This is a genomic window from Bradyrhizobium sp. T-1 (assembly GCF_053592855.1).
Genome location: NZ_CM132115.1, coordinates 2,561,545 through 2,578,194, shown reverse-complemented (window position 1 = coordinate 2,578,194; position 16,650 = coordinate 2,561,545). Strand labels below are relative to the sequence as shown.

At 59.8% G+C, this 16,650-nt stretch carries 14 protein-coding genes and 1 pseudogene; 4 read left to right on the top strand and 11 right to left on the bottom strand.

What is annotated here, in order from left to right; translation table 11 throughout:
• Nucleotides 1-85: 85 nt before the first annotated feature.
• From ACWAT4_RS12365 to ACWAT4_RS12320, 10 genes and pseudogenes are all read right to left on the bottom strand, one after another.
• Nucleotides 86-424: a hypothetical protein gene (locus tag ACWAT4_RS12365; protein ID WP_449730650.1), complete on the bottom strand. Its 339-nt coding sequence runs from the start codon at nt 422-424 to the stop codon at nt 86-88.
• Nucleotides 424-2,520, bottom strand: a complete 2,097-nt coding sequence (locus ACWAT4_RS12360; protein ID WP_449730649.1) for a 3-hydroxyacyl-CoA dehydrogenase NAD-binding domain-containing protein — start codon at nt 2,518-2,520, stop codon at nt 424-426. The genes ACWAT4_RS12365 and ACWAT4_RS12360 overlap by 1 nt, the downstream gene beginning before the upstream one ends.
• A 69-nt stretch (nt 2,521-2,589) precedes the next feature.
• Nucleotides 2,590-3,018, bottom strand: a pseudogene (locus ACWAT4_RS12355) (RidA family protein); the annotation flags it as partial.
• Nucleotides 3,019-3,023: 5 nt separating this feature from the next.
• Entirely contained in the window at nt 3,024-3,419 is a 396-nt protein-coding gene (locus ACWAT4_RS12350; RefSeq protein ID WP_338310937.1) for a RidA family protein, read from the bottom strand.
• A gap of 32 nt (nt 3,420-3,451) precedes the next feature.
• Nucleotides 3,452-4,633 (bottom strand): acyl-CoA dehydrogenase, encoded by a 1,182-nt coding sequence (locus tag ACWAT4_RS12345; protein WP_338310938.1) that lies wholly within the window; start codon nt 4,631-4,633, stop codon nt 3,452-3,454.
• A 9-nt stretch (nt 4,634-4,642) separates the two neighbouring features.
• Nucleotides 4,643-5,821 (bottom strand): acyl-CoA dehydrogenase family protein, encoded by a 1,179-nt coding sequence (locus tag ACWAT4_RS12340; RefSeq protein WP_338310939.1) that lies wholly within the window; start codon nt 5,819-5,821, stop codon nt 4,643-4,645.
• Nucleotides 5,821-6,669: an enoyl-CoA hydratase family protein gene (locus ACWAT4_RS12335; protein WP_449730648.1), complete on the bottom strand. Its 849-nt coding sequence runs from the start codon at nt 6,667-6,669 to the stop codon at nt 5,821-5,823. Before ACWAT4_RS12335 ends, ACWAT4_RS12340 begins: the two co-directional genes overlap by 1 nt.
• On the bottom strand, nt 6,666-7,457 hold the full coding sequence (locus ACWAT4_RS12330) for an SDR family NAD(P)-dependent oxidoreductase (RefSeq protein ID WP_338310941.1): 792 nt from the start codon (nt 7,455-7,457) through the stop codon (nt 6,666-6,668). Before ACWAT4_RS12330 ends, ACWAT4_RS12335 begins: the two co-directional genes overlap by 4 nt.
• A complete protein-coding gene (locus ACWAT4_RS12325) occupies nt 7,454-9,775 on the bottom strand; it encodes a bifunctional salicylyl-CoA 5-hydroxylase/oxidoreductase (protein WP_449730647.1) in 2,322 nt (773 codons plus the stop codon). The genes ACWAT4_RS12330 and ACWAT4_RS12325 overlap by 4 nt, the downstream gene beginning before the upstream one ends.
• 72 nt (nt 9,776-9,847) lie before the next feature.
• Nucleotides 9,848-11,434: a phytoene desaturase family protein gene (locus tag ACWAT4_RS12320; RefSeq protein ID WP_449730646.1), complete on the bottom strand. Its 1,587-nt coding sequence runs from the start codon at nt 11,432-11,434 to the stop codon at nt 9,848-9,850.
• Nucleotides 11,435-11,717: 283 nt separating this feature from the next.
• On the opposite strand from ACWAT4_RS12320, the gene ACWAT4_RS12315 reads away from it, so the two are divergent.
• From ACWAT4_RS12315 to ACWAT4_RS12300, 4 genes are all read left to right on the top strand, one after another.
• Complete coding sequence (locus ACWAT4_RS12315) at nt 11,718-12,497, top strand: cyclase family protein (protein ID WP_338310945.1); 780 nt, start codon at nt 11,718-11,720, stop codon at nt 12,495-12,497.
• Between the two features lie 43 nt (nt 12,498-12,540).
• Nucleotides 12,541-14,127 (top strand): phytoene desaturase family protein, encoded by a 1,587-nt coding sequence (locus ACWAT4_RS12310; protein WP_338310946.1) that lies wholly within the window; start codon nt 12,541-12,543, stop codon nt 14,125-14,127.
• Between the two features lie 20 nt (nt 14,128-14,147).
• Complete coding sequence (locus tag ACWAT4_RS12305; RefSeq protein WP_338310947.1) at nt 14,148-14,654, top strand: MarR family winged helix-turn-helix transcriptional regulator; 507 nt, start codon at nt 14,148-14,150, stop codon at nt 14,652-14,654.
• Nucleotides 14,655-14,779: 125 nt separating this feature from the next.
• Complete coding sequence (locus ACWAT4_RS12300) at nt 14,780-15,394, top strand: VOC family protein (RefSeq protein ID WP_338310949.1); 615 nt, start codon at nt 14,780-14,782, stop codon at nt 15,392-15,394.
• Nucleotides 15,395-16,075: 681 nt separating this feature from the next.
• Here ACWAT4_RS12300 and ACWAT4_RS12295 read toward each other — a convergent pair.
• Nucleotides 16,076-16,510, bottom strand: a complete 435-nt coding sequence (locus ACWAT4_RS12295; RefSeq protein ID WP_338310951.1) for an acyl-CoA thioesterase — start codon at nt 16,508-16,510, stop codon at nt 16,076-16,078.
• Nucleotides 16,511-16,650: the final 140 nt, after the last annotated feature.

The following is a 16,650-nucleotide window of genomic DNA, read 5'->3' as shown; positions in this document are numbered from 1 at the left end:
CGTCCTCGATCGGATGAATTGCAGGAAGCTCCTTGAAACGACTGCAGATTCGCTCACCAACAGCATGGGGTCTGGCCGGGCGTCCTCAAAGAAATCCTGTCCGAACCTCGACATAGGCAGGAATATCCTCGGCGCGCAGCAGATAGTGCGTCACCTTTACGTGCATTGTCATCCGGCTAACGCCAGCATGTCGATAATTTGCGGCCACCATGTCAGCCTGGCCTGCGATGTCGGACGGTAGCTTGCCGTCAATCGCAAGCCCAGGTGTCCCCGACGTGAGCAGCCAGCGGGCATTTTCGCTCAGCTCATCAAAACCTGCCCGGGCGTACGTAACCGTCCTCTCAGGTCGTTGATAGCTTCGCCGGGGAACTGATATCGTCAGCGTGCTAAACGCTGACGATGGTGGTGAGATACCCGCTCTCATCACGCTGCTTTCGATGCTGCCGCAAGTGACGCGAACGTCTTGCCTTCTGCCGCGAGCTTCTTCAGCAGCGGGGCGGGCTCGAGGCTCGGATCGTTGGTCTCCTTGGCGTAGAAGGAAAGGCGATCGGCGATGTGCTTGAGGCCGACGCTGTCGGCCCAGAACATCGGACCGCCCCGGTAGATCGGCCAGCCATAGCCATAGAGCCAGACCACGTCGATGTCGCTAGGACGCGCCGCGATACCCTCTTCGAGGATCTTCGCGCCCTCGTTGATCATCGGGTACATCATGCGCTCGAGGATCTCCTCGTCGCTGACGACGCGCTTCTTGCGCCCCAGGCGCAGCAGCGTCTCGTCGATCAGCTTCTCGACCTCCGGATCGGGCAGCGCCGCGCGGGAGCCGGCTTCGTACTTGTAGTAGCCCTTGCCGGTCTTCTGGCCGAAGCGGCCGGCTTCGCACAGCGCATCCGCGATTTCCGACTTGATGCCGCGATCTTTCCGCGAGCGCCAGCCGATGTCGAGGCCGGCGAGGTCGCCCATCGCGAACGGACCCATCGGCATGCCGAATTTGGTCACGACGGCATCGACCTGCTGCGGCAGCGCGCCCTCGAACAGCAGCTTCTCGGACTGCTTGCCGCGCTGGGCGAGCATGCGATTGCCGACAAAGCCGTCGCAGACGCCGACCACGGCCGGCACCTTGGCAATCTTGCGCGCGATCGTCACCGCAGTCACCAGCGCATCCGGCGCGGTCTTGTCGGCGCGGACGATCTCGCACAACTTCATGACGTTGGCCGGCGAGAAGAAGTGCATGCCGAGCACGTCCTGCGGACGCTTGGTCGACTTGGCGATCTCGTCGATGTTCAGATACGAGGTGTTGGAGGCAAGCACGGCGCCCGGCTTGGCGTACTGGTCGAGCTTGCCGAACACTTCCTTCTTCACCGCCATGGTCTCGAACACGGCCTCGATGACGAGGTCGGCATCGCCGACATTCTCGATGCCGACGACGCCGTTGATCAGCGCCATGCGCTTGGCGGGCGCATCCGCGGGAATGCCGCCACGCGCGGCCGTCGCTTCCCAGTTCTTCTGCATGATACCCATGCCGCGCTTGAGCTGCTCCTCGCCGGTCTCGATCAGCGTGACGGGAACGCCGGCATTGGCAAAGGACATCGCGATGCCGCCGCCCATGGTGCCGGCGCCGAGGATGGCGACACGGTTCACGGGACGCGATTTGGTGCCGTCAGGAACGCCCGCGATCTTGGCAGCCTCGCGCTCGGCGAAGAACGCATAACGTTGCGCCTTGGACTGATCGCTGGCGACGAGCTTCAGAAAACCCTCGCGCTCCTTCTTCAGGCCTTCGTCGAAGGGTAGGTCAATGGCGTAGCCCACGGCGTCGGCGGCGGCGAACGGCGCCTCCAGGCCGCGCGACTTCTTGGTCATGGCGGCGACCGCATTGGTGAAGATCGAGCGGTCCGCCTTGGCCGCCGCGATCTTGGAATCGTCGTCGCGCAGGCGCCGCAGCGGACGCTTCTCGGCCAGCAGCTTTCGCACGAAGGCCTCGCCGCCCGATGCCGGCCCCTCGATGATTTCCTCGATCAGGCCGTTCTTGAGCGCTTCCGCCGCACCAATGGGATCACCGCCGACGATCATCTTGACCGCGAGCTCGGGACCGACCGCGCGCGGCAGGCGCTGGGTGCCGCCGGCGCCCGGCAGCAGGCCGAGCTTCACCTCGGGCAAGCCGAGCTTGGCTTCCTTGACGGCGACGCGATAATGACAGGCGAGCGCAACCTCGAGGCCGCCGCCGAGCGCGGTGCCGTGAATCGCGGCAACCACCGGCTTCGGCGAGTTCTCGATCTCGGACAGCACGTCGTTGAGGGCGGGCGGCTTTGGCGGCTTGCCGAATTCGGTGATGTCGGCACCCGCAATGAAGGTGCGGCCGGCACAGGTCAGCACGATGCCTTTGATGGCGGGATCGGCGATTGCGGCCTTGATGCAGTCCAGGATGCCACCGCGGACCGCGGCACTCAGCGCGTTGACCGGAGGGCTGTCGACCGTGACGATCCCGACTTCGTCATGACGCTCAAGCTTGACCACTTCGTTCACGGCTTACTCTCCTTCATGGCCTCTGCCAACGCTAGTCTGCTTTCTTTGCAGCCTTGTTCGCGCATCAGCGCGCGGTAGCACGGTCGTCGCCTCGATTTCAACTCGCGCCGCCTTCTCGACCAGGCGAACGACCTGAACCAGCGCTATCGCTGAAAAAAATATCTCTCGGTCCGCCTGGCCCAAGCCCGTCAGATTCGCCAGATACTCGTCCATATCAACGACGTACCAGATGAGACGCACGAGATGCTCGGGCCGAGCGCCGCCTTCGGCAAGAATGACCGCGATGTTGCTCGAGGTCTGACGGACGCGCGGCACGAGGCCATCGGCAAGACGTTCCTCAGCGTCCCAGCCGATCACGCCGCCAGTGACGACGATTCGCCCTTCCGCGGCCACGCAATTGGTATAACCTTTTGGGTATCGGCCAGCGGGCTGCAAAATCCGTGTAGCCTCATCGACGCACAGTAGATCACGAAGCCCGCATCGCCCGACGTAGGGCACGCTTCTCAATCAGGAATAACGGCGGTCGCTTGCACTTCGACTTTAGCGCGGTCTTCTATCAGTGCAGACACTTCGACGGCTGTCATGGCAGGAAAGTGCCGTCCCATCACTTGACGATACGTTTCTCCGATTTGTCTAAGCCGTGCCAGATAGTCCCGACGATCAGTAAGATACCAGGTGATGGTCGTGATGTGCTCGGGTCCTCCGCCATCGCACGCCAGGACCGAAACGATGTTCTCAAGAGCTTGACCGATCTGGTCAACCAGATCGTCGCTTTCGAATTTGCAATCCTTGTTCCAGCCAATCTGTCCTCCAACGAAGACGGTGCGACCTCTCGCGCTTACGCCGTTGGCATAGCCGATCGGCTTAGCCCAGCCTTCAGGTTGTAGAGTCTTGTACATCTGTGTTCCCAATTCTCCTATTAAGCATCCGCCTAGTTCGCAAATGCAGCGATCCCAGTAAGTCCCCGACCGATGATGAGAGCATGGACGTCATGTGTTCCCTCATAGGTGTTGACCACCTCGAGATTTACGAGATGCCGAGCGACTGCGAACTCGTCTGAGATGCCATTTCCACCAAGCATGTCGCGCGCGACACGAGCGATCTCCAAGGCTTTACCGCATGAATTGCGTTTGAGGATCGAGGTCAACTCAACGGGCGGATGCCCTTCTTCCTTCATTCGACCGAGCCGCAAGCACCCCTGCAAACCGAGACCGACTTCAGTCACCATGTCCGCGAGCTTCTTTTGGATCAACTGGTTGGCACCGAGCGGCCGCCCGAATTGTTTGCGCTCCAGTACATAGGACCGGGCGACGGAGTAGCACGCCTCGGCTGCGCCCAGGGCACCCCACGCGATGCCGAACCTTGCCGAATTGAGGCAAGTAAATGGACCCTTTAATCCCGTTACGTTCGGCAAAACGTTCTCTTCCGGAACGAACACGCCGTCGAGAACGATCTCGCCGGTGATGGAAGCTCGCAGTCCGACCTTCCCATGAATAGCCGGTGCACTCAGACCCTTTGCGCCCTTCTCGATCAAATATCCACGGATTAGACCATCCTCGGATTTTGCCCAGACCAGAAAGAGATCGGCGATGGGGGCATTTGTAATCCACGTCTTGCTACCGCTGAGGGAGTATCCACCGGCTACCTTCTTGGCCCGCGTGGCCATCGATCCTGGGTCCGAGCCATGATCCGGCTCTGTCAGGCCAAAGCAGCCGATCCACTCGCCCGTCGCCAACTTCGGAAGATACTTCTGCTTCTGAGCGACAGAGCCGAACGATTCAATCGGCGTCATAACGAGGGACGACTGTACGCTCATCATCGAGCGATATCCCGAATCGACGCGTTCGACCTCACGCGCAATGAGGCCATAGGCAACGTAGCCTAGGCCGGCACCACCGAACTCAGGCGAGACGGTACATCCAAGAAATCCGAGTTCACCCATTTCCCTGAAGATTGCCACGTCAGTCTTCTCGTGACGGAAAGCATCTCTAACTCGTGGCGCGAGCCTGGCTTGTGCATAGTCTCGGGCTGTCTTTTCGACCATCCGCTCCTCTTCCGTCAGTTGACTTTCAAGTGCAAACGGATCATTCCAATCAAGCTCTTGTAACGACATGTCTGGTCCTCATCGCGACTTGAGAAGTTCGCGTGCAATGATCAATTTCTGTACCTCGGTGGCACCTTCGTAAATTCTCAGCGCGCGAATCTCCCGATAGAGGCTCTCCACGACTTCCCCCTTTCTTACACCGCGACCGCCGAACATCTGGACTGCGCGATCAATCACGCGTTGGGCCGTTTCGGTAGCTGCCAGCTTGGCCATCGCCGCTTCCCGAGTGGTCGGCAGCTTCTGGACATCGCGGCGCCACGCGGCCCGGTACGTCAACATAGCCGCGGCGTCGGTCTCGGTCGCCATGTCGCCCAACGCGGCCTGAGTCAATTGAAAGTCCGACAGCGTCGCACCGAACATCCGACGATTTCGCGCGTGCAGAAGCGCCTCGTCGAGTGCCCTGCGCGCAAATCCAAGAGATGCTGCCGCAACAGACGCACGGAAGATGTCGAGCGTCTGCATCGCAATCTTGAAGCCTCCGCCCGGCGTTCCTAACATGCGCTCGGCGGGTATCCGACAATTAGTGCAACGCAGTGTGGCTAGCGGGTGCGGAGCGATCACATCTATCCGCTCGGCGATGCTGAAACCCGGGTCATCGGGAAACAGGACAAACGCCGAAATGCCGCGAGCACCCGGCGCTTCGCCGGTTCGCGCGAACAATGTGTAGACGTCGGCGATCCCTCCATTGGAGATCCAGGTCTTCTCGCCGTCGAGGATGTAGGCATTGTCCTCGGCGCGAGCGGAGCAGGCCATAGCCGCGACGTCCGAGCCCGCTTCCTTCTCCGAAAGGGCGAATGCCGCAAGCCACTCACCCGCCCGTACCTTGGGCAGCACTCGTGACCGAAGCTCGGGCGAGCCCGCAATTGCGATTGCGCCAGAACCGAGGCCCTGCATGGCAAATGCGAAGTCAGCGAGGCCATCGGCGTAGGCAAGAGACTCGCGAGCAAGGCAGATCGATCGAGAGTCAATCGAACCAGCGTCACCATTTGGTGTAGCAACCGCGCAATCCAGTAGGCCGGCTTCGCCCAACGCCCGGACGATTTTTCTGCATGCGCCATCGACATCGGTGTGATCGATCGCTGCGATAGCGCCTGAGTTTACGAAACGGTCGAGCTCATCTCCGAGAGCTCGGTGACGCTGATCGAAGAACGGCCACTCTATCCAATCGCGAACAATCGTTTTTGCGGGGGATCCCATCAGACACCTTCAAAGGTTGGCTTGCGTTTGGAAGCGAAGGCCTCAAAAGCTCGACGGAAGTCTCCCGTGGCCATGCAGATTGCTTGTGCCTGCGCTTCGGACTCGATCATCTCGTCGATGCCCATCGCCCATTCCTGGTTCATCATCGTCTTGGTGATTCCGTGCGCAAACCACGGTCCGTCGGCAAAAGTACGGGCCAATGCGACCGCCTCAACGTCCAAATCGCCGCTCGAATGCAGGGCGTTGTAGAAGCCCCACCTATGGCCTTCCTGGGCTGTCATAGCGCGACCCGTGGCGAGAAGCTCCGCCGCACGTCCCTGACCGATGATGCGCGGCAGGATGCCACATGCCCCCATATCCGCCCCGGCGAGCCCGACGCGCGTAAAGAGAAAGGCCGTCTTGGCTTCAGGAGTGGCCAATCGCAAATCCGACGCCATCGCCAGGATTGCTCCTGCACCGGCGCATATTCCATCCACAGCAGCGATGATCTGCTGCGGACATTTGCGCATCGCACGAACCAGGTCGCCCGTCATACGCGTGAATGCAAGAAGATCATGCATCCGCATTCGCGTCAGGGGCTCGATGATCTCGAAGACGTCACCACCCGAGCAGAAGTTTCCGCCGGAGCCCGTCAACACCACCGACCGAATGTCCGACGCGTAGACGAGATCACGAAATAGATCGCGCAATTCAGCATAGCTCTCGAACGACAGCGGATTCTTGCGTTCGGGACGATTCAGGCGAATGATCGCAACACGCCCATCGGTGCTGGCTTCGAATCTTAGGTGTTTCGCGGCGTAGGACGCGAACGGTCGGCGTCCTTCCTGCATTGCAGATTGCTCACTCATCCCGCCATCACCTCTCCACCTGCAACCACTATCGCCTGGCCATTGATTGACGACGCCCCCGGCGAGACGAGCCAGAGCACGGCGTCGGCAACCTCGTCGGGTTTTACCAACCTTCCTTGCGGGTTCGATTTGACGAGCTCAGCGATCGCCGCATCGCGGGATTTTCCAGTCTTGGCGACGATCGTGTCAATGGCGCGCTCGATGAGAGGCGTTTCCGTAAAGCCCGGGCAAACCACGTTCACCGTTACTCCGCTGCGCGCAACCTCGAGCGCCAGGGCGCGGGTAAGACCCACGACACCATGCTTGGCCGCGCAATAGGCCGTTACATAGGCGTACCCTACCAGGCCGGCGGTTGATGCCACGTTCACGATGCGCGCGCCGGCACCAAGCTGCTTGAGGTCCGGCAGCACTGCTTGAGTGACCAGAAAGATCCCGGTGAGGTCAACCGAGAGCACTCGAGCCCATACTGCCGCCTCGGTCTTCTCGAACGGCGCACTGGGTGCTTCCCCCGCGTTGTTGATCAAGATCGAGATCGGCCCAAACAATTCGCGCGCGGCCTGAATGCCACGAGCGATCGCCGCCTGATCGGTCACGTCGAAATCATCAACTACGAGACTTGCTCCCCTCGGCAGCGTGCGACTGACGTCATCGAGAGGCTGACGTCTACGGCCGGCTAGACTGACACGCGCACCGGCACCCGCCAACGAAGTGGCAATAGCTGCCCCAATGCCACTGCCGGCGCCGGTCACGAGCGCGTGGCGGCCGGCGAGAGGTTGGGTGGCGCTCATTTTGCTGACACTTGCGCTGCGGAACGCGCCAGATTGGTTTCGTACTGTACTTTTGCCGACAGGTACTGTTTCGGCCAGTTGACGGCCGTGATCCCGATACGCGCGGCTTCATGTAAGGTCCACGCGGGATCGGCAAGATGCGGCCGCGCGATCGCACAGAGATCGGCTCGGCCGGCTGCCAGGATCGAGTTGGCGTGATCTGCCTCCGAGATCGCACCCACCGCGATGGTCTCGATGCCAATCTCATTGCGGATCAGATCGGCGAACGGCGTCTGGAACAATCTCCCATAGATCGGCCGCTCCTCCTTCCAGACCTGTCCCGACGAGCAATCGATCATGTCGGCGCCCGCATCCTTGAACATTGCTGCAAAGATTGCTGCATCGGCGGGCGTGTTGCCGCCCTCGGTCCAGTCATGGCAGGAGAGCCGAACCGACATCGGTCGCTCCGACGGCCATACCGCCCGCATCGCCTTGAATACCTCCAACGGATAGCGCGCTCGATTCTCGTGACCACCGCCGTACCTATCGGATCGCCGGTTGGTCAATGGCGACAGGAAGCTCGACAAGAGGTAGCCATGAGCGCAATGGAGTTCGAGCCATTCGACGCCAGCCTCAGCTGCCCGACGCGTCGCGGCAACGTGATCGTCACGCACGCGATCCAAGTCGCTGCCATCCATCGACCTCGGCAACTGGCTGTGAGGGAGGTAAGGCAACGCCGATGCAGAGATCAACGGCCAGTCGCCAGACTTAAGAGGCTGATCTATTCCCTCCCAGGGGACTCGCGTCGCGCCCTTGCGCCCGGCATGACCAAGCTGAATGCCCACTTTGGCATGCCCAAGGCTGTGGATCAGATCGACGAGGCGGCGCCACTGCTCAGCCTGCGCGTCGTTCCAGAGCCCTAGACAGCCTGGTGTGATGCGCGCATCCGACGAGACGCAAGTCATTTCGGCGAAGATCAGCCCGGCACCACCCATGGCGCGCGCACCGAGATGGGCGATGTGGAAGTCGTTGATGAGCCCGTCCTGCGCCGAATACATTGCCATCGGTGAGACCACGATCCGATTCGCAAGCGTCAGGCCGCGCACGCGGTGTGGCGTCAGCATCGGGGGCGGCACCCGCTCGCCATCCCGGACATTGATGCCCGCACGCGCCGCGTACCAGCGCTCAAAATCCTCCAGCCAGGTGCGATCGCGTAGGCGGAGATTCTCGTGGCTGATGCGCTGGGAGCGCGTCAGCATAGAATAAAAGAACTGCGGCGGCTCGAGCGTGTCGGCATAGCGGCGCCCCACCACCTCGAACCACTCCATGGCATTCCGCGCGGCATTTTGGATGCGCGCGACATCGACACGGCGCAGCTCCTCATAGGCCTCCAGCACTGTCGCAATGTTGGCGAGATCGTGACCATGACGATCGAACTGATTGACAAGTTCGATGGCGTCGTCGAGTGCGAGCTTGGTGCCTGAGCCGATGGCGAAATGCGCGGTGTGCGCGGCATCTCCCATCAGTACGACATGCGACTTGCCGTTGAACACGCTCCATTTGCCGCAGATCAGGCGGCTGAAATTCAGCCAAGCCGAACCGCGCAGATGGCGGGCATTGGTCAGGAGCTTCGCGCCATCGAGCGTCTCGGCGAAGATCTTTTCGCAGAAGTCGATCGAAGCCTGCTGATCGAGCTCGTCCAGCCCGTGGGCCTTGTAGGCTTCTTCCGTGGTCTCGACGATGAAGGTCGAGGTTTCGCTGTCGAACTTGTAAATGTGCGCCTGGAACCAACCGTGCTCGGTTCTCTGGAAATCGAACGTGAACGCGTCGAACAACTTCTTGGTGCCGAGCCAGATGAAGCGGTTCGGCCGGATCACCATGTCCGGCTGGAATTGTTCGGCATAACGCGTGCGGATCCGGGAATTGACACCGTCGGAGGCGACAATCAAATCGGCATCCGGAAAATCGAGATCAGACTCAACCTCACGCTCGAAGATCAGCTCGACGCCTAGCGCCTCGCAACGCCGTTGCAGGATGTTGAGCAGATGCTTGCGTCCGATACCGATGAAGCCATGGCCGCTCGTGCGCTGGCGCGTTCCCTTGAAGATGAGCTCGATGTCATCCCAATGATTGAACGCATCCTCGATTTCGGCGGCGCTTTCGGGATCGGCGACGCGCATTGCAGTCATCATGGCGTCGGAGAACACGACACCCCAACCAAACGTATCGTAGGGCTTGTTGCGTTCGACCACCGTGATGGAGTGCCCTGGATGTCGGCGCTTCATCAGGAGGCCCAGATAGAGACCGGCGGGGCCGCCGCCGATACAGACTATGCGCATGTCCTCGCTCCAAGAATATTTTAAGCTTAAAATATTGAAGCATAAACTATCTTGTCAAGGGAATGTTCTGGGTCAGGTCCCTTTGGCTGATCCCGCCAGCATTTTCGCCAGCATGAAACCCGAACCAGCGCCGGTGCCTGCGCCAGGCCATGTCGATGCTCCGCACATATACAACCGGCGAACAGGCGTGCGATATCGTGAATAGCCCGCAACCGGCCTGAAAATGAAATTCTGGTCGAGGTGATGGCTCCCCGAGAGATTATCGCCTCCGATAAGGCAAGGGTTCTCCCGTTCGAGATCCAGCGGTGAAAAGACGGCTCGGCCGATCAGCTTCGAGCGCACGCCCGGCGCATACTGCTCAAGCAGATCCAGCGCGCGCTCCGCATAAGGCTCCTTGGCGCGATCCCAGTCCCGCGCCTCAATCGTGCCGGCGGCGTCGCCGACAATCGCGGACGGCAAAGCCCGTACCTGCACCCAAAGGATGTGCTTTCCTTCGGGAGCGCGACTTGGATCGATGGCAGTCGGTTGTCCGACGACAAGCACCGGTTCCGCCGGCAATAGACCGCTCGCAGCCTCCGCATAAACTTTGGACATCATTGCTAGGTCGGGGGCAATGTGGACGTACGCAAACCGCCCGAGAGCCTCGCCAGCACGCCAGTTGGGGGGGCCGTCGAGCGCCAGATGAATCATCATGGTACCAGGCCCAGGGCGAATGCGCGCAACACGAGCATCAAACTCAGCGCGCCCCGGATCGGGCGGGAGGAGCGAGCCAAAGACGAGTTGCGGGTGCAGGTTCGCGACTACAGCGCGACGCGCTACTATACGCGTTCCGTCTGCAAGCCGCACCCCGCATGCTGATCCCATCTTTGTTTCGATCTCCACAACGGGCGACCTCAAACGGATGTCGACACCTTCGGCGTGCAACAGCCCGCACATAGCTTTGATGATGGTATCCGCGCCCCCATCGCCGACAACCATTCCAAAGGACTGATCAGCCATCGCCTCAATATAGGGAAAGAGCGCTCCGCCGGCCGTATCGGGCGCAAAGTCCAGATGCATACCCCAGGCGGCCAACATCGCCTTGACCTGGGGCGAATGAAAATGCGCATCCAGGAAGTCTCGCGGAGTGGCCAGCAGTAGCCTCGCAGTGTCGGCGAGCCAAGCTCCTCCTTGCTTACGCCAAGCCGAGACGACAGCGCGCGCGGCGGCCACCGATGGCATCGGCGATCCAAGTAAGGCGAATATATGCGGCGCGTCGCCGCGAAAGCGTTCCACCATGTCGCGCCAGGCTAACGCATCCTTCTTCGATATCGCGAATATGGCGGAGAGGGTTTTGTCTAGATCCGCGCTCACGCCGAGATAAGTGTGATCACGAAAGACACTGGCAAAGCAGTCGGAAACAGGCAGAAATCGAAGTCCGTGAGCAACGAGCTCATCCTTATAAGTCGCAAAGAATTGCGACCCAGCGAACATCGACAAGTTCATTGCGAAAACGTCGTGCCTGAACCCCGGCAGCGTGAGTTCGGCCGTCTTTACCGCGCCGCCGGCCGCTGCGCCGGCTTCCACGACGGCGACTGACCAACCACGCCTACTGAGATGCACCGCGGCGGCTAGCCCATTGTGTCCGGCCCCCACCACTACCGCGTCAAAGATGTCCATTCCATCTTCTCTCGATACATACCGATGCATATATCCATTTGGTCACAACCCGCAACTTAGTTCAGACGATACGCGGATCGCCATGTTCAATTTTTCGGGTCATGAGCTACGATTTCTACCCCTTTGAAAGAATATGCTGCTGTTAGAATGCGGCTCCGGACTTCAAGGCGACTAGCCAGATACTTGCATTTTCATATTTCTTGATCTAGCTTGCACCGATAATCAAACCAGCGTGGCGCATTACACCACGCCTCGGGGCGCATACATTCCAGGGAGAAACAGGATGAGCCAACTTCTTGCAGATTTTGCCACGGCGCTCATTTCAGGCGCCGTAAAAGTCGTTGACCTTTCCGCGCCTCTCGGCCCCAACACGCCGATCCTCTATTTGCCCCCCGAGATCGGCAAGAATACCCCGGCCCTGAAGGTCCACGAAATCTCGCACTACGACAAGAATGGCCCCTACTGGGCCTGGAATTGGTTCGAGCTTGGCGAGCACACGGGAACGCACTTCGATGCACCGGTTCATTGGATTTCCGGAAAGGACCACGCGGACGGCACGACCGACCGAATCCCCGTGAAGAATTTCGTTGCGCCCGTTTGTGTCATCGACCGCTCCAAGGAAGCGTCGGAAAACCACGATTATTTGCTCACCGCCGACAGTGTCCGCGATTGGGAGAAGCAACACGGCGCCATTGAAGCCGGATCGTGGGTGCTGCTGCGCACCGATTGGTACAAGCGCAATGGATCCAGCGATACGTTCCTGAACGCCGATGCAAGCGGGCCGCATTCACCCGGTCCGACTGCGGAAGCTATTCAGTATTTGCTGAGCAAGAACATTATTGGATGGGGATCAGAGACCATTGGCACCGATGCGGGTTCTGCCGCCGGCATGACGCCACCGTTTCCTGCTCACCATCTGATGCACCAATCAAACCGATACGGCCTCGCGAGCCTTTGCAACCTCGACCTGCTCCCGCCGAAGGGAGCAATCCTGATTGCCGCGCCGTTGAAGTTCGTCAACGGAACGGGTTCGCCTATCCGAGCACTAGCACTCGTTCCCTGATCGCGGTCGCAATAGCAACGTCATCGGACAACCGGAGTGACGCGTGAGTGCCTATGATTACGTACTGGTGGGGGGCGGCATCAACTCACTTGTTGCCGCTGCCGTCCTGGGCAAGAAGGGCGCGAGGGTTCTTCTGCTCGAGCGTAATTCGACGATAGGGGGTTGCTTACGCACTGAAGAGATCACGGCGCCAGGCTTCATCCATGACGTCATGGCCACCACTTTGGTGCTTTTTCGCACTTCTTCAGCCTATGCGGCTCTCGGAAAGGACCTCGAGGCGAGAGGGTTTGCTTTCGCAGATTCTCCTTTGCCGACGGGCGTTCTTCGTCCCGATGGGTCCAGCGTTCTCTTTGCGATGGACCGCAAGCGCAATGTCGCCACGCTTGAATCACTTGCAGCAGGGGACGGCATAGCCTTTGCGCGTGAAATGGACACTCTTGGCGGCGACGCCCCCTTCTTGTTCGGTCTACTCGGCGGCAGTCTATGGTCCTTGAGCACCGCGAGGTTGGTCGTCCGGGAGGCCTGGAAGCGCGGCCTGCGCGATCTAGCTGCCTGGGCCGGCGAGGCACTGGCCCCCGCGCGAAACCATCTGGAAAACACCTATTGTTCGGACGCGGTCCATGCGCTTTGGGCTCCTTGGGTGTTGCATACCGGCCTCGGACCCGAAAGCGCCTATTCCGCCGCGATGGCGAGGGTCATCGCCTTCGCCATTGAGATGGCGGGTTGCCCAATCGCGGTCGGCGGCGCCCGATCGTTGCTTCGCGCCTTCGAGCGCCTCATTGCTGACCAAGGAGGAACAATCCGCACCTCAACCGAGGCTGCGAAGGTCTTTGCTGGCCCCAAGGGTCGCGCCGCCGGCGTACGCCTGTCGAATGGCGAGGCCGTTTACGCTCGCAAGGGCGTCATCTGCTCGACTACGCCCGACCAGTTGTATCGGCATCTGACTGCCGAGTGGGGGCCTCCACCGAAAGAAATCGCGGAGGGACTGCGGAAGTTTCGGCACGGCAAGGGCAATATGCAAATCCATTACGCCCTCTCCCGAGCGCCACGGTGGAAAGGCGACCCGGAGCTCGCGAAGGTTGCTCTGCTGCACCTCACCCCCGGGTTGGACGGAGTATCCCGAGCCAACAACGAGGCCGAACGGGGTCTGTTGCCAGCCGAACCGACAATCTGCGTCGGACAACCAACGGCGCTCGACCCCAGTCGGGCTCCTCCTGGCGCGGCCATTCTTTGGCTTCAATTGCCGGAGACGCCCCGACTGATCAAGGGAGATGCGGCCGGGATCCTGCCTACGCCGCAGGACGGGCAATGGACAGAGGCGTTGCGCGAAGCCTATGCCGATCGCATCGAGGCCAGGCTCGCTTCCCATATCCAGAATTTTGCTGAGATCAGACTGGCCAGACGCACCTACTCTCCCGCCGATCTGGAGGCCTTGAATGTTAATTTGGAGGGGGGAGACCCCTATGGGGGATACTGCGGGCTTGACCAATTCTTCATATGGCGTCCATTTAAGTCCAGTACCAACCATCGAACTCATATCCGCGGTCTCTACCACATAGGTGCATCGGTCCATCCCGGGCCAGGCCTTAGCGGCGGTTCCGGCTTCCTTGCCGCTTCCTCGCTGGAGTGACCGTCCCATGAGAGACTTTCATGAACGAGCGCTTTTACGGCAACATCATGCAGGACGGGAGCGACCAGGAAGCCCCCCCGCCGACCCTAGGCGAAATCGGTATCAATCATTTCGCCCCTTATCTGATCAACCGCATCGCCGCGCGTTACAATGCCAACATGGCGGAGGCGCTGAAAGCGCTGGGAATCACGACAACCGATATGCGGGTGTTGGCGATCCTCAGCCTCAATTCATCCATCACGATCAACGAACTCGCCGTTTATACGGTCACGCAGCAATCTACGATGAGCCGCACCCTCGACGAACTCGAAGATCAAGGCCTCATTCGTCGGACCGCTCGACCGGACGATCGGCGGATCCGGGACGTTTCAATCACCAAAAAGGGGCGACAGGCTTTCGAAAAGATCTGGCCGATCCTCTACGAACAGTTCCGGCAGCTGTTCGATGGTGTCCAGGAAGAAGAGTACCGTTCGTTCATCAACACCCTGCATCAGATTCTGCGCAATATCCGAAAGCACGAAATCTGATCAGATCAGGGAGGCTTTGCTGTGCCCTGATATTCTAGTTTTCATTTTTTGGTCCAGAAGCAACGATCATCAGCTCGAGCCGCATCGCGCGCCGGGTTTTCTCCGAAATCACAGGATCATGCCAAATGTCAGGGACTCGCTCTACGCGTGTCGCGCGTGTATTCGCAGCAGGCTTTGCCCTCCTTGTAGTTTCCTCGTCTGCGAAGGCCGAAGGTCTACCCACACTGCGCGGTCACGACCACACCGGCATTACCGTTCCCGATATGAACCAGGCCGTCAACTTCTTCGTGGACATCCTGGGCTGCCAGAAGGCAACCGCCTTCGGTCCGTTCTCCGATGACAAGGGTACCTTCATGAAGGATGTGCTCGACGTCGATCAGCACGCTGTCATCAATCAGATCGTTCTCATTCGTTGTGGATCGGGCTCCAATATCGAGCTCTTCAGCTACAGCTCGCCCGATCAAAAAATCGTGCAACCGAAAAACAGCGACGTAGGCGGCTACCACATCGCCCTTTACGTTGACGACATCAAGGCCGCGGCCGAGTATCTCAAGACCAAAGGCGTTCGGACGTTCGCCGGTCCTATCCCGATTACCGAGGGGGCAGCCGCGGGTCAGTCGATCCTATACTTCAAAGCTCCTTGGGGACTGCAGTTCGAAGCGATCACATATCCGCAGGGTATGGCGTACGAGAAGACATCGAACGTCAAGCTATGGGATCCGAAGAATCCAGGCCAGTGAGGGCCCCGTCCCTCTGCTTACGCAGCGGTTGGCGAATTGCGGAAGCCGCATCTCGGAGACGCGGCTCCCGCCTATCTCGATGCCAGTCGTTCAGGCTGACGACTATTCTGCGATCTCACTGCCGTCGAAGCCGCCGTGCTTCAGAGCCGTTCGAAGGGCTATTCTGCATCAGGTGATGTGATTCACAATTGAGAAACAGCATCGCAGTGAACACGAGTAGAGGACTCCGATGGCCAGGATCGCCGCCTCCGCCGGTCGCCTCCTACAGCCCTCCTTTTCACGCGACTTTGAGGACGTTCGATAAGCGTAGGCGAAAGCTTCGCACCGATCGTCCAAAAGGAAACCGACTGGATGGCCGAATGCCGTTCAACTTAAACCCTGGATGTTGGAGCCGTGGGCTATGGCACCGATGTGCGGATGACCTTGGAATCGACTCGATCGAAGCTAGCAAGTCCGCCGATCTGGCCGTCGACCGCTACCTACTGGGTGCCAAACAGGTTTGAGAATCCGGTTGCCGATTGCGTTGATCGCAATGGATGCGCGAGAGCAAAAACGGTGATCATGAATGGCGCTGTTCTGTTCGACAACGGACTCTTCACCTCGAAAATCGATCTCGTCCGTCTCACTGCGCCGTCGGCGCGAGGCGACGCATAAGACACCGGTAGCGTTCGACGCTTGATCCTATACGAGGGCATCCGGCGGCGCGCCCTGGTGATCAAGGCGTTGAACCAGCGCCGAGCGGAGATCGCTCGGCCATTCCGTCGCGCGATGTGTCTCGAGTGACGTGGCAACGATCCTCTGGTCGGCCAACCAGAGCGTTTTGTCCTGATGGGTAACGTGGTGATTTAGATCGAGTGATGAGGTTCCGATCTGCCTTACGCGCAGCGCGAAATTCAACCGGTCACCGTGAAAGCCGGGCTGCTTGAATGTAACATCAAGCCGAACCGTCGGAAGTCCGAGTTTTCTCTCGCGAATGAGACTTGGCCAGGCGAAGCCAATCTCCTCAAAGAACTCCTCGACTACCCCCACCAGAATATCGAGGTAGGTCGGAAAATAGACGAGACTCGATGGATCGCACTGTCCGAACTTGATCGTGCGTACCGCATTGTAGGTCACAGCAGTCGTCTCCGCTTCGTTGTGGCCGACCTAACCTCTCGCCCACGTACACGCATCGCAGGACGAGGAATCAGCCGGCGCACCTCCACATGTATCCGATAGATTTTGAGCCGATGCTTGTGCTCTTATCTATGTTTCTA